The 12715-nt window shown below is 61.8% G+C and carries 13 protein-coding genes and 1 pseudogene; 7 read left to right on the top strand and 7 right to left on the bottom strand.

Features of this window, described 5'->3' with window-relative positions; translation table 11 throughout:
- Nucleotides 1–49: 49 nt before the first annotated feature.
- Nucleotides 50–167: pseudogene (locus HF682_RS18140) on the top strand (prepilin-type N-terminal cleavage/methylation domain-containing protein); the annotation flags it as partial.
- A 335-nt stretch (nucleotides 168–502) separates the two neighbouring features.
- Here the strand turns inward: HF682_RS18140 and panC are convergent.
- The 6 genes from panC to purB all read right to left on the bottom strand — a co-directional run bounded on the left by panC (nucleotide 503) and on the right by purB (nucleotide 6179).
- On the bottom strand, nucleotides 503–1327 hold the full coding sequence (gene panC / locus HF682_RS16265; RefSeq protein WP_168878384.1) for a pantoate--beta-alanine ligase: 825 nt from the start codon (nucleotides 1325–1327) through the stop codon (nucleotides 503–505).
- An 11-nt stretch (nucleotides 1328–1338) separates the two neighbouring features.
- Complete coding sequence (panB, locus tag HF682_RS16260; RefSeq protein WP_168878383.1) at nucleotides 1339–2133, bottom strand: 3-methyl-2-oxobutanoate hydroxymethyltransferase; 795 nt, start codon at nucleotides 2131–2133, stop codon at nucleotides 1339–1341.
- A 147-nt stretch (nucleotides 2134–2280) separates the two neighbouring features.
- Nucleotides 2281–2916 carry a deoxynucleoside kinase gene (locus HF682_RS16255; protein WP_168878382.1) on the bottom strand — a complete coding sequence of 212 codons (636 nt, stop codon included), beginning with the start codon at nucleotides 2914–2916 and terminating at the stop codon, nucleotides 2281–2283.
- Between the two features lie 24 nt (nucleotides 2917–2940).
- The gene (gene folK, locus HF682_RS16250) at nucleotides 2941–3447 is read right to left on the bottom strand and encodes a 2-amino-4-hydroxy-6-hydroxymethyldihydropteridine diphosphokinase (protein ID WP_168878381.1); all 507 of its coding nucleotides are present in this window, start codon (nucleotides 3445–3447) and stop codon (nucleotides 2941–2943) included.
- Nucleotides 3447–4790 (bottom strand): polynucleotide adenylyltransferase PcnB, encoded by a 1344-nt coding sequence (pcnB, locus tag HF682_RS16245; protein WP_168878380.1) that lies wholly within the window; start codon nucleotides 4788–4790, stop codon nucleotides 3447–3449. Before pcnB ends, folK begins: the two co-directional genes overlap by 1 nt.
- Before the next feature lie 9 nt (nucleotides 4791–4799).
- On the bottom strand, nucleotides 4800–6179 hold the full coding sequence (gene purB / locus HF682_RS16240) for an adenylosuccinate lyase (RefSeq protein ID WP_168878379.1): 1380 nt from the start codon (nucleotides 6177–6179) through the stop codon (nucleotides 4800–4802).
- Nucleotides 6180–6463: 284 nt separating this feature from the next.
- Here purB and dusB point away from each other — a divergent pair, with 284 nt between their 5' ends.
- From dusB to HF682_RS16210, 6 genes are all read left to right on the top strand, one after another.
- The gene (dusB, locus tag HF682_RS16235) at nucleotides 6464–7468 is read left to right on the top strand and encodes a tRNA dihydrouridine synthase DusB (RefSeq protein WP_168878378.1); all 1005 of its coding nucleotides are present in this window, start codon (nucleotides 6464–6466) and stop codon (nucleotides 7466–7468) included.
- A 58-nt stretch (nucleotides 7469–7526) separates the two neighbouring features.
- Nucleotides 7527–7775 carry a Fis family transcriptional regulator gene (locus HF682_RS16230; RefSeq protein WP_168878377.1) on the top strand — a complete coding sequence of 83 codons (249 nt, stop codon included), beginning with the start codon at nucleotides 7527–7529 and terminating at the stop codon, nucleotides 7773–7775.
- Nucleotides 7776–7817: 42 nt separating this feature from the next.
- Complete coding sequence (purH, locus tag HF682_RS16225; protein ID WP_168878376.1) at nucleotides 7818–9386, top strand: bifunctional phosphoribosylaminoimidazolecarboxamide formyltransferase/IMP cyclohydrolase; 1569 nt, start codon at nucleotides 7818–7820, stop codon at nucleotides 9384–9386.
- Nucleotides 9387–9436: 50 nt separating this feature from the next.
- Nucleotides 9437–10099 (top strand): HAD hydrolase-like protein, encoded by a 663-nt coding sequence (locus HF682_RS16220; RefSeq protein WP_168878375.1) that lies wholly within the window; start codon nucleotides 9437–9439, stop codon nucleotides 10097–10099.
- A gap of 28 nt (nucleotides 10100–10127) precedes the next feature.
- Nucleotides 10128–11459 carry a 23S rRNA (uracil(1939)-C(5))-methyltransferase RlmD gene (gene rlmD, locus HF682_RS16215; RefSeq protein WP_168878374.1) on the top strand — a complete coding sequence of 444 codons (1332 nt, stop codon included), beginning with the start codon at nucleotides 10128–10130 and terminating at the stop codon, nucleotides 11457–11459.
- A 122-nt stretch (nucleotides 11460–11581) separates the two neighbouring features.
- Complete coding sequence (locus HF682_RS16210; protein WP_168878373.1) at nucleotides 11582–11911, top strand: hypothetical protein; 330 nt, start codon at nucleotides 11582–11584, stop codon at nucleotides 11909–11911.
- Between the two features lie 69 nt (nucleotides 11912–11980).
- Here the strand turns inward: HF682_RS16210 and HF682_RS16205 are convergent, their stop codons facing one another.
- Nucleotides 11981–12664 (bottom strand): Bax inhibitor-1 family protein, encoded by a 684-nt coding sequence (locus HF682_RS16205; RefSeq protein ID WP_168878372.1) that lies wholly within the window; start codon nucleotides 12662–12664, stop codon nucleotides 11981–11983.
- Between the last annotated feature and the right edge of the window lie 51 nt (nucleotides 12665–12715).

Below are 12715 nucleotides of genomic sequence, written 5' to 3'. Positions count from 1 at the left end.
AGACATAAGCCCGCCATGGCGGGCAGAGACCATTAGCAAGGAGCGCTTCATGGGCAAGACCCTGCGACAGGGCTTTACACTGATTGAGTTGATGATCGTGGTTGCCATCATCGGCATCCTGGCGGCCATTGCCATCCCGCAGTACCAGGACTACGTCACCCGCAGTCGCTGGCAGGACAACTTTGGCGGTGTGATGGCATTAAAGCTGGGTATCGCACAATGCATGAATGAGAATGGATCACAGGCCAGCTTATGCGATTCCTTTGCAGAACTGCGCACCAGTGAGTACATTGACCCGATCCCTAACCCGCTGGTCTGGAAGGTCAAGTTTGGTGATGTCACCATGCAAAGCTCCGCCATCATCAACATCCAGGGCACCGGGGGATTGGCAGGCTGCACGGTGCAATTGCAGCCCACAGCACAAAACAACAGCCTGCTCTGGAGCTTCTCCAACGTCGGCTGTACCCGCAAGCAAACCGGCGTTGGCAGCTGATCGAGCAGGTCAGAACATCAGATTGTCGATCAGGCGGGTCTTGCCCAGATAGGCGGCGGCCAGCACCACCTTGTGGCGGCTGGTTTCCGCTACCGGCAGCAGGCTGTCCGCATCACGTACTTCCAGATACTGTGGCTGCCAGCCGGACTGCTCTAATTCTGCCATCGCCTGCTGGCATGCTTGGCTGGCGTCCTCACCACGCCCCACAGTGGTTGCCACTTGCTGCAACAAACGGTACAAGCGCGGCGCTTCTGCCCGCTCGCCCGGGTTCAGGTAGCGGTTGCGCGAGCTGAGCGCCAGACCATCCTCAGCCCGACCGGTATCCACCGCCAGCAACTGCACCGGGATTTCCAGCTGCTCAACCATCTGGCGAATCAGGAAATACTGCTGATAATCCTTGAGGCCAAACGCTGCCACGTCCGGCTGGACGATATTGAACAGCTTGGCCACAACCGTTGTCACGCCCTTGAAATGACCAGGACGAAAAGCCCCACACAGGATGCTGGTCAGCTCGCCGGGCGGGTCGACTGCCACCACCTGTGGTTGCGGATACAGGGTGGCTTCAGTCGGGTAGAACACCGCTTCGCAGCCCGCCGCTTCCAGCAAGGCCAGATCGTCCTCCCGCGTGCGCGGGTAGCGGTCAAAGTCCTCATTGGGTCCAAATTGCAGGCGGTTGACGAAGATGCTGGTCAACACGGCATCGCAGTGTGGGCGGCTGGCCCGCAGCAACGACAAATGGCCGTCGTGCAGATTGCCCATGGTCGGCACAAAGGCCAGTCGCCCCACCTGCTTGCGAAAAGCGCGGACCTCCGCAATGCGCTCCAGTACCTGCATCACTCCGCTCCTCAGTAACTGTGTTCTGCCGCCGGAAACTGGCGGGCTTTCACTTCATCCACATAGCGTGCCACTGCTGCCTGGATGCTGGGTTGCCCTTGCATGAAGTTTTTGACGAAGCGGGCCTTCTTGCCAGGGAAGATGTCCAGCATGTCCTGCAGCACCAATACCTGGCCGTGGCAATCCACCCCAGCGCCAATACCGATGGTCGGGCAGGTCTGCATGGCCGCCGTCACTTCAGCAGCCAGCTGAGCCGGGATGGCCTCCAGCACCAACAGCCCGGCACCGGCGGCCTGCAGCTCCAGCGCTTCCCGCTTGACCCGCTCGGCCGCCTCTTCATTGCGGCCTTGCACCTTGTAGCCACCAAATACGTTGACGAACTGCGGGGTCAGCCCCAGATGCGCGCACACCGGGATACCGCGCTCAGTCAGGAAGCGCACGGTGTCCACCATATGGCTGCCGCCCTCCAGCTTGACCATATGGGCACCGGCGGCCATCAGTCGCGCCGCACTGGCAAACGCCTGCTGCGGGCTGACCTGATAGCTGCCAAACGGCAGATCGGTCACCAGCATGGCACGCTGCAGCTTGCTGGCCACACAGCGGGTGTGGTACTCCGCATCCTCCAGCGTCACCGGCAAGGTGGAGCCATGCCCCTGGATTACCATGCCGAGGGAATCCCCGACTAGCACCACATCCACCCCGGCTTCATCTTCGACATGGGCAAAGGTAGCGTCATAACAGGTCAGCATGGCGATCTTTTGCCCTTGCTGCGCCATGGACTGCAAAGTGGTCACGGTGACTTGCATGGTCATCCCATCCGTTTTAAACAAGCAAGCGGTTGCTTGGTAATTTTCAAGGCTGATGACCCCAGAAATGCACAAACCGCAGCAACGGCTGCGGTCTTCCTGCGGCATTCCCTCAGGGGTACCACCCGCATTCCGGGTTGCGTTCGCCTAGTCGCCCTTGTTGAAAAACTCGCGCTGGCCACGCATCTCGTTGATGCGTCGCAACAATAGCGCAAAATCTGCGTCCTGTTCAAGCTGTAAATGCTCGACATTCACCATCAGCAGCGGGGCATCCTGATAACGGTAGAAAAAACTGCTGTAGCGCTGAGCCAAGCGCCGCAACAAGCCATCCCCGACTTGGGGCAGATGCGGGTAATTATGACGGCGCACATGCTCGACCAGCCAGTTGGGCGAGGCTTGCAGGCAGATCACCAGATCGGGCTGTGGCAGATTGCTGGTCAGCTTCTGGTACAGGTCGAGGTACAGGCTGTATTCATCATTGGACAGCAGCAGCTCGGCAAACAGCGCGTCTTTCTCCAGCAGGAAGTCCGCCACCAGGCCGCTGTCAAACAGGTCGGGCTGCGCCGTTTCCTCCAGCTGGCGCAGGCGCTGAAACAGAAAGGCCAGCTGGGTGGGCAGGGCATAGCGTTGCGGGTCGGCATAGAAACGCGGCAGGAACGGATTGTCTTCCGGGGCATCCAGCAGCAGCCGGGACTGGTAATGTTCAGCAAGCCGGCGAGCCAGTGCCGTTTTACCGACCCCGCTCGGGCCTTCCACCACGATATACCGGTATTGCCGCGACATAGTGCTCCTTCCAGCCGGTTGCAATCAGCCCTTGCGATCTACCTCATGTTCCGGTGACCACGGCAGGACCACCTGATCTGCACACTGTTGTAACGCCGCCTGCGCCGCACCCAAACCCGGAAGGTGCAAGGCCGGCGCCAGATCCAGCAACGGTCGCAGCACAAAAGCACGCTGGTGCATGCGGGGATGCGGTACGGTCAGCCGCTCATCCTGCAGACACAGCTCATCATACAGCAACAGGTCCAGATCCAGCGTGCGGGGCGCATTCTGGAACAAGCGCTCGCGCCCGGCCTCTCGCTCCAGCTGCTGCAGCAGATCCAGCACCTCATGCGGCAGCAGCATCACGTCCAGCCGGGCCACTGCATTGATGAAATCGGGCTGGTCCACATAGCCCACCGGGGCGCTGCGATAAAAGGGCGACAGCTCAACCAGAGTGACGGCCGGGTGGGCCGCCAGTTGCCGGGCCGCGGTCTGCATCAGGGTCACCGGATCGCCCAGATTGCCCCCCATGCCGATATAGGCAACCGCCATCAGTCCTCCGCTGATCCGGTGGACGACGTACCCTCACCTGCGGGCTTGCGACGACGACGGCGACGCTTCTTGGCGGTACCGCTGCGTTCCGGTTGCAGCATCTCGGTCTGGGTATGTGCATCGGCATCCTGAAAGCGGGTCCACCACTCGGCCAGCTCTGTCTCCACCTCGCCGTTCTCGGCACGCAACAGCAGAAAATCGTAGGCGGCGCGGAAGCGCGGGTGCTCCAGTTGACGGAAGGGACGGCGACCACTGCGGGATTCGAAGCGGGGCTGCAAGGACCAGATTTCCCGCATGGTGCTGGCCAGGCGGGCCGGCACCATGCCACGGGCGCGATCCAGCACCTCCTCAATTGCGCCCAGATTGGCCTGCAGCACGCTTTGGCCATCGGCCTCCAGTTCCAGTGCTTGCTGGCGCACTTCCGGCCACAGCAAGGCGGCCAGCTGGAACGCCGGATTCACCGGCTTGTTCTGCGCAATGCGCAGGTCGGTGGCGCGCATGGCCGCCAGCAGGAAGGCGCGATCCTCCGCATCCCGCATCAGGCGATCGAGTTGCGGCAGTACGGCCCGATAGACGCCGGTACGGTGCAATTCCACCAGGCACGCTTCTGCTGCGCCAGACACCAGCACCTTGGTCAGCTCATCAAACAGGCGTGCCTGTGGCACGTCGTCCAGCAGCGTGATCAGGTTGGCGAACGGCGCAGCGGTGTCTTTTTCGATGTTCAAACCCAGCTTGGCCGCCAGCCGGACCGCGCGCAGCATGCGCACCGGGTCTTCGCGGTAACGCCGCTCGGGGTCGCCGATCATCACCAGCTGCTTGCGCTGCAAATCCCGAATGCCGTGGTGATAGTCGTAGATCACCTGCTTGGCCGGGTCATAGTAGAGCGCGTTGGCGGTAAAGTCGCGCCGCCGGGCATCCTGCTCCTGATCGCCCCACACATTGTCGCGCAGAATACGGCCGGTTTCTTCGTCGGTGTGCACCTCATCCGCATCGCCACGGAAAGTGGTGACTTCAATGATTTCCTGCCCGAACGGCACATGCACAATGCGAAAGCGGCGGCCAATGATGCGGGCGCGACGACCAAACACCTGCTGCACCTGTTCCGGCGTCGCATTGGTGGCAATATCAAAGTCCTTGGGCGACTTGCCCAGCAGCAGGTCGCGCACCGCACCGCCCACCACCAGTGCGGTATACCCCGCAGCCTGCAGTTTGTCGGTGACTTTCAGGGCCGGGCCACTCAGGTGCTCGCGGGCAATACCATGCTTCTTGAACGGCACCGCCTCCGCCCCACCTTGCGGGCGCAGCGGCAGTCGCAGGACGCGACGAATCAGTTTGCGAATCATGCCGGCTGCTTACTCCTGCCCGATACGAAGCGCCAGCTCGGTGGCTTTACCGATGTAGCTGGCCGGAGTCATCGCCAGCAGGCGGGTTTTTTCCGCTGCCGGAATCGCCAGCCCCTGGATGAAGGCCGCCAGTGTGTCACGGTTGATACCCGCTTGACCACGTGTGAGCGCCTTCAGCTGTTCGTAGGGGTTGGCAATGCCATAGCGGCGCATCACGGTCTGGATCGGCTCGGCCAGCACTTCCCAGCTCTGGTCCAGATCCTCCGCCAGCGCAGCCGGGTTCACTTCCAGCTTGTTGAGGCCGCGCAGCAAGGACACCCAGCCCAACTGGGTGTAGCCGAAGGCAGTGCCCATATTGCGCAATACGGTGGAATCGGTCAGATCCCGTTGCCAGCGCGATACCGGCAACTTTTGTGCCATATGCGTCAGCAGCGCATTGGCCACCCCCAGATTGCCTTCCGAGTTTTCAAAATCAATCGGGTTGACCTTGTGCGGCATGGTGGAGCTGCCCACCTCGCCCGCCACCACCTTCTGCTTGAAGTAGCCCAGCGAAATATAGCCCCACACATCGCGATCCAGGTCGATCAGGATGGTGTTGATGCGCACCAGTGCGTCATACAGCTCGGCCATGTAATCGTGCGGCTCGATCTGGATGGTGTAGGGGTTGAAGGTGAGGCCAAACGACTCGATCACCTGCCGCGACAGCGACTCCCAGTCCACCTCAGGGTAGGCCGACAGGTGGGCATTGTAGTTGCCCACCGCGCCATTGAGTTTGCCCAGCAGCGGCACGTCCAGCAGTTGCGCCCGCTGGCGCTGCAAACGGTACACCACATTGGCCAGCTCCTTGCCCAGCGTGGTCGGGCTGGCGGTCTGGCCGTGGGTGCGCGACAGCATCGGCTGCGCGGCCAGTTGCGTCGCCAGCTCGGTCAGACGCGCCAACAGCTTGTCCAGCATCGGCAGCAGTACCTGTTGGCGACCGGCTTGCAGCATCAGCGCGTGCGACAGGTTGTTGATGTCTTCACTGGTGCAGGCGAAGTGGATGAACTCACTGGCGGCGCGCACTTCCGCGTTGTCGTTGAAATGCTCTTTCAGGAAATACTCAATGGCCTTGACGTCATGGTTGGTCACCGACTCAATCGCTTTGACCCGCTCTGCCTGCGCCAGCGAAAACCCCGCCACCAGTGCGTCCAGTGCCGCCACCGTGTCTGCCGAAAATGCCGGCACCTCGGCGATGCCCGGGTGTGCTGCCAGCGCTTTCAGCCAGGCCACCTCCACCTGCACCCGACGGTGCATCAGGCCGAATTCGGAGAACAGCGGCGCCAGCGCTTCTACGTGTTTGCGGTAGCGCCCGTCCAGCGGGGAGAGCGCGGTCAGATGGGTCAAGTCCATGTTTCAGCAGCCAAAAAATCAGAACGGCATAGTTTAACATGCCCAGCCGGTCGCGTTCAGACCGATTTACCCTTGGCCTGCGGTCAACCTTCTGTCTAAAAAACAGGCAATCACCATTCCGCCGGTCCGGGGTTCGCGGTACAATGGCCGCCTTTTCGCTGCAGAGTGGCTGCCTTGGGCGGCCCACCCTGCCGCCCGGCGTGCGCGCTGCCTGGCGCTCGCCCCGCACTGGGCCACTGCCTGCCAGGCCGCGCCCCATTTGATTTTATGGACATTGGCCTCGCATGCAGATCGGACCGTACACCCTGCCGAATCGCCTGATTGTCGCCCCCATGGCGGGGGTGACGGACCGGCCTTTCCGCATGCTGTGCAAGCGGCTGGGTGCCGGGCTGGCGGTGTCCGAAATGGTCACCTCGATTCCGGGCTTGTGGAAAACCGACAAGACGGTGCGCCGGGGCAACCATGAGGGTGAGCCGGGTCCCATCGCGGTGCAGATCGCAGGCGGCGAGCCCGGCATGATGGCCGAGGCGGCCCGCTACAATGTCAGCCGTGGCGCGCAGATCATTGACATTAATATGGGCTGCCCGGCCAAGAAGGTGTGCAATGTGGCGGCGGGCTCGGCCTTACTGAAGGATGAGGCGCTGGTCGGGTCCATCCTGCGTGCGGTGGTGGATGCCGTCGATGTGCCGGTGACGCTGAAATTCCGCACCGGCTGGTGCCCGGACAGCCGCAATGCGCTGACCATTGCCCGCATGGCGGAAGACGCCGGGATTGCGGCACTGGCGCTACATGGGCGCACCCGGTCTGACGCCTACCGTGGCGCGGCCGAATACGACACCATCCGGCAGGTCAAGCAAGCGGTGCGGATTCCGGTGAGCGCCAATGGTGACATTGATTCACCGCAAAAGGCGCGGGAGGTGCTGCAACACACCGGGGCTGACGCCGTGATGATCGGCCGGGCTGCGCAGGGACGGCCGTGGCTGTTTCGTGAAATCCAGCATTTCCTGGACCATGGCCGCCTGCTGCCGGGGCCAGACCTGGCCGAGATGCAGGACATTGTGCGTGGCCACCTGACCGATTTGTATGACTTTTACGGTGAATACAGCGGCTGCCGCATCGCCCGCAAGCACATTGGCTGGTATGTGCGAGACTTGCCCGGGGCAGAGCCGTTCCGGCAAGCGATGAACCAGCTGGACAGTACCGCCGCACAATTTGCTACCGTTGACGGTTATTTCGACCATTTGATGCGCGAGTTTGGCGACCGTGTGCCGCTCGCGGTTGCAGCCTGAACAACAGACGCCACAAGGCACCTGCCGCAGCAGGATAACGAGAAAAGGCCAACAGCTGATGAAAGTGGAGAACCCGCAGTACGACCCGATTGCCGCATGCGTGGCACAGGCACTGCAGCAGTACTTTGCTGATCTGGACGGCGAAACGCCCGCCGGGGTGTACGACATGGTGTTGAAGAGTGTCGAGCGCCCCTTGCTGCAGGCCGTGCTGGACAAGGCCGGTGGCAACCAGAGCCGGGCCGCAGACTGGCTGGGCCTGAACCGCAACACCCTGCGCAAGAAAATGAAAGAGCATGGGCTGCTGTAAGCAGCCCATGCGTGTGTGACCCTTAGATTCAGGAACCCCCGGATGAATCCCTGCAAGATTGAACGTGCGCTGATCAGCGTCTCCGACAAAACCGGCGTACTGGCGTTTGCCCAGGCGCTGGCGGCCCGTGGCGTACACATCCTCTCCACCGGCGGCACCGCCAAGCTGCTGGCGGAAAACGGCGTGACTGTCACCGAAGTGGCGGACTACACCGGTTTCCCGGAAATGCTGGATGGCCGGGTGAAAACCCTGCACCCGAAGATTCACGGCGGCATCCTGGGGCGGCGAGACCTCGACAGCCATGTACAGATGATGAGCCAGCACGATATCGGCCGCATTGATCTGGTCTGCGTGAACCTCTACCCGTTCGAGGCCACCATCGCCCAGCCGGGCTGCAGCTTTGACGACGCCATCGAAAACATCGACATCGGCGGTCCGGCCATGGTGCGCTCCGCCGCCAAGAACCACGCCCATGTGGCGATTGTGACCAACCCGGCAGATTACGACAGCCTGATCGCCGAGCTGGCCGAGCACGACGGTGCGCTGACCCTGTCAACCCGCCAGCGGCTGGCGCGGCAGGCCTTCAGCCACACCGCGGCTTACGATGGCGCCATCAGCAACTACCTGACCGCGCTGATGGACGACGGCAATCTGCAGACTTTCCCTGCCCGACTCAACCTGCAGTTCGAAAAAGTGCAGGATATGCGCTATGGCGAAAACCCGCACCAGCAGGCGGCGTTCTACCGCGACCTGCGCCCGGCAGTCGGCAGCCTGGCCCACTACCGCCAGCTGCAAGGCAAGGAGCTCAGCTACAACAATATTGCTGACGCTGATGCCGCCTGGGAAGCCGTCAAGCAATTCAGCGAGGCCGCCTGTGTGATCGTCAAGCACGCCAACCCCTGCGGCGTGGCGATTGCCGATACCCTGCTTGACGCCTACCGCAAGGCCTTTGCCACCGACACCACCAGCGCCTTCGGCGGCATCATCGCCTTCAACCGCGAAGTGGACGCCGCCACCGTGGAAGCCGTGACCGGCCAGTTCCTCGAAGTGCTGATTGCGCCCGCCTTCACCGCAGAAGCACAAGCGGTGATTGCGGCCAAAAAGAATGTGCGCGTGCTGGAAGTACCGCTGCAGGAAGGCGCCAACCGCTTTGACCTGAAGCGGGTGGGCGGTGGCCTGCTGGTGCAAACGCCGGACCTGCTGCCGATCAGCGCAGCCGACCTGAAAGTGGTCACCCGCCTGCAGCCGACCCCGGCACAGGTGGCCGACCTGCTGTTTGCCTGGCGCGTGGCGCACTTTGTGAAATCCAATGCCATTGTGTTCTGTGGCCAGGGCCAGACGCTGGGCGTCGGTGCCGGGCAGATGAGCCGGGTGGACTCCACCCGCATCGCCGCCATCAAGGCGCAGCATGCAGGTTTGTCACTGCAGGGCTCGGTGTGCGCCTCGGATGCCTTCTTCCCGTTCCGCGACGGCGTGGATGTGATCGCCGAAAATGGGGTCTCTGCCATCATTCAGCCCGGCGGTTCGATGCGGGATGAAGAGGTGATTGCCGCCGCCGACGAGCATGGCATTGCCATGGTGTTCACCGGCATTCGCCACTTCCGTCACTAAGACCACCAGCGCCGCGTGAGCGGCGCCATTTTGACCCGAGGAGCGCGTGCTTGGCCCACTTGCTGTTTGACCTGGACGGTACGCTGACGGACCCGTTTGAAGGCATCACCCGCTCCGTGCAGTACGCCATGCAGCAACTGGGCTTCAGCGCACCGCCGCAAACGGGGTTGGGCTGGGTAATCGGCCCGCCCTTGCGCAAGAGCTTCCCGCAATTGCTGGGGCGGGACGACCTCACCGAGGCGGCCATCGCCGCCTATCGTGAGCGCTATAACCAGACGGGGCTATTCGAGAATCAGGTCTACGCAGGCATCCCGCAGGCGCTGGATCAGCTAACCACGCTGGGACACACCTTGTATGTGGTCACCGCCAAACCGCAGCAGCCCGCAGAGCGCATCCTGCAGCATTTTGGCCTGGCCGCGCGTTTTCGCGCCATTTCTGGTGCGGCGCTGGATGCCAGCCTGGACGACAAGGCGGTGCAGATCGAACGCCTGACCACCCGGCTACAGCTCCCGCTGCAGGATTGCCTGATGATTGGCGACCGCGACAACGACCTGCTGGCCGCCCGCCGTGCCGGGGTGCACGCGCTGGCAGTGTGCTGGGGCTATGGCAGCGATGCCGAGCTGCACGCCGCCCAGCCGGATGGATTTTGCCGACAGCCGGACCAGCTGCCGGACTGTATTACAACCCTGCTGGCAGCACGTTTGCCAGCCTGAATACTTGATGCACGGAAGGTAAAGGGCCATGCCGATTGCCCAGATTGAATCGCTCGACCATGAAGGCCATGGTGTCGCCCATGTCGATGGCAAAACCATTTTCATTGACGGCGCCCTGCCGGGTGAGGTGGTGGAGTACAGCAGTTATCGCAAGAAGCCAAACTTTGAGAGCGCACAAGCCGTCCGCATCCTGCAGCACAGCAGCCAGCGGGTGACACCCCGTTGCCCGCACTTTGGCGTCTGTGGCGGCTGTTCGATGCAGCATCTGGAGCCAGCGGCCCAGGTGGCGGCCAAGCAGCGTGTGCTGGAGGATAACCTCTGGCACATCGGCAAGGTGAAAGCCGAGCGCATCCTGCCCGCCATCTACGGCCCGACCTGGGGTTACCGCCATCGTGCCCGCCTGTCGGCCCGACTGGTGGTGAAGAAAGGCGGCATGCTAATTGGATTCCATGAGAAACGCTCCAGCTTCATTGCCGACATGCAGTCCTGTGAGGTGCTGCCGCGCTTTGTCTCCGACCTGTTGCTGCCGCTGCGTACACTGATCGCTTCGCTCTCCATCGCCCAGCGCATGCCGCAGATCGAGCTGGCGGTGGGAGACGATGTCACCGCACTGGTACTGCGCAATATGGACCCGCTGACCCCGGCGGATGAGCTGCAGCTGCAAGCCTTCATCCAGCAGCACAGCACACCGGCCCAACCGCTGCAGTTCTGGCTGCAACCGAAAGGCCCGGATACCGCCTACCCGCTGTATCCGCTGGATGCCCCGCGCCTGTGCTACCGCCTGCCGGAATTCGGTATCGAGATGCCCTACAAGCCGACCGAGTTCACCCAGGTCAACCCGCACATCAACCAGGTGCTGGTGAAACGTGCCATTGACCTGCTGGACCCACAGCCGGGCGAACAGATTGCCGACATGTTCTGCGGGCTGGGCAACTTCACGCTGCCCATCGCACGCCGGGGTGCGCAGGTGCTGGGGATGGAAGGTAGCCGCCAGCTGTGCCAGCGTGCGCTGGAAAACGCCAGTCATAATGGCCTCAGCCACTTGACCCGCTTTACCGAAGCCAACCTGTTCGAGATCGACGAAGCCGGTTTTGCCGCGCTGGGCGATTTCGACCGCATGCTGATCGACCCGCCGCGCGATGGCGCAATTGAGCTGGTCAAATCACTCGGCACTGCACTGGCACGTCGACCGGATGCGCTCAAGCGTATTGTTTACGTGTCCTGCAGCCCTTCCACCCTGGCGCGGGATGCCGGAGTGCTGGTGAATGTACATGGCTACCGGCTGATGGCAGCGGGCGTGGTCAATATGTTCCCGCATACCGCACACGTCGAAAGCATCGCTTGGTTCGAGCGCCCTTGACGCGACTTTAATTGGTCAAAATTCGACAAATGGTCACGCCGTTTGTCGGTTTTTGACCAATTGTTGCGACACAGCATGCGAAAACTGCTATAGTTCGCTGGCTAATATATCGAGTGTGAATCATGTCGTTGCTGAACCAGTCCATCACCTTCCTCTACAGTATCTGCGGCATCGGCCTGCTGGCCGTTTATATCCCGCAGGCACTGATGATCTGGCGTGACCAGGAAGGCGCGCGCGCCGTCTCGCTGTGGTCGTGGGGGGTCTGGACCTTCACCTCATTGGTCACCCTGCTGTACGCCGCACTGGTGGTGAAAGACCTGCCCTGGGTGGGTGTCTCCACCGGCCACCTGATCGGTTGTGCCACCGTCTATGGTTTGACCCTGCTGCGCCGCCGCCAGTTTGAGCGTCGCGAAGTCGGCCCCAAGCTGCCAATACCGGGCGTTGCCCGCTAAGCCGTTACATGGATGCCCAACAAAAAACCGACCCCAGGGTCGGTTTTTTGTTGGCAGGACGCTTGGCCTTTAGTCGTCATTACCGGTCAACGACAGGATCAGCACCAGCAGGTTCTGGAACAGACCATAGATGTCCAGATAGATCGCCAATGCAGCAGTGATGTAATTGGTTTCACCACCGTTCACCACCCGGCTCACGTCGTACAGGATGTACAGGCTGAAAATCAGCGCACCCATCGAGCACAGCACCAGCGTCATCACCGGCAGGTGCAGGAACATATTGGCAATACCAGCCACCAGCATCACGATCAAGCCAATGAACAGGAACTTGCCCAGGAAGCTGAAATCCTTCTTGGTCACGGTCGCCAGCGTGGAGAGTGCGAAGAAGATGGTCGCCGTAGCACCACCGGCCAGACCAATCGCCTGAGCACCGTTACGGAACATCAGCGCCACTTGCAGCAACTGCGACAGCCAGAAGCCCATAAAGAAGGTGAACGCCAGCAACAACACCACGCCCATGCTGCTGTGCTTGGTCCGCTCGATCATGAACATGAAGGCAAACGATACGCCAATGAACACCAGTAAGCGCAGGCCCAGGCCACCCATCATGAAGTGCATTTGCATGCCCAGCAGCGCACCGGCAATGGTCGGGATCATGGACAGCGCGAGCAGCAGATAGGTATTGCGCAACACCTTGTTGCGCTCTTGCAGGCCAGCGGCAGCGCCGTAACTCGGGATGCCATAGGGTTGCATGTTGGAACTCCTTGCGTTGAGATCAACCCACCACGGGTTGTTGGAGCGTAA

It is taken from the genome of Leeia aquatica (assembly GCF_012641365.1).
GTDB classification, from domain to species: Bacteria; Pseudomonadota; Gammaproteobacteria; order Burkholderiales; family Leeiaceae; genus Leeia; species Leeia aquatica.
This window is presented reverse-complemented; position numbering and strand designations above follow the sequence as displayed.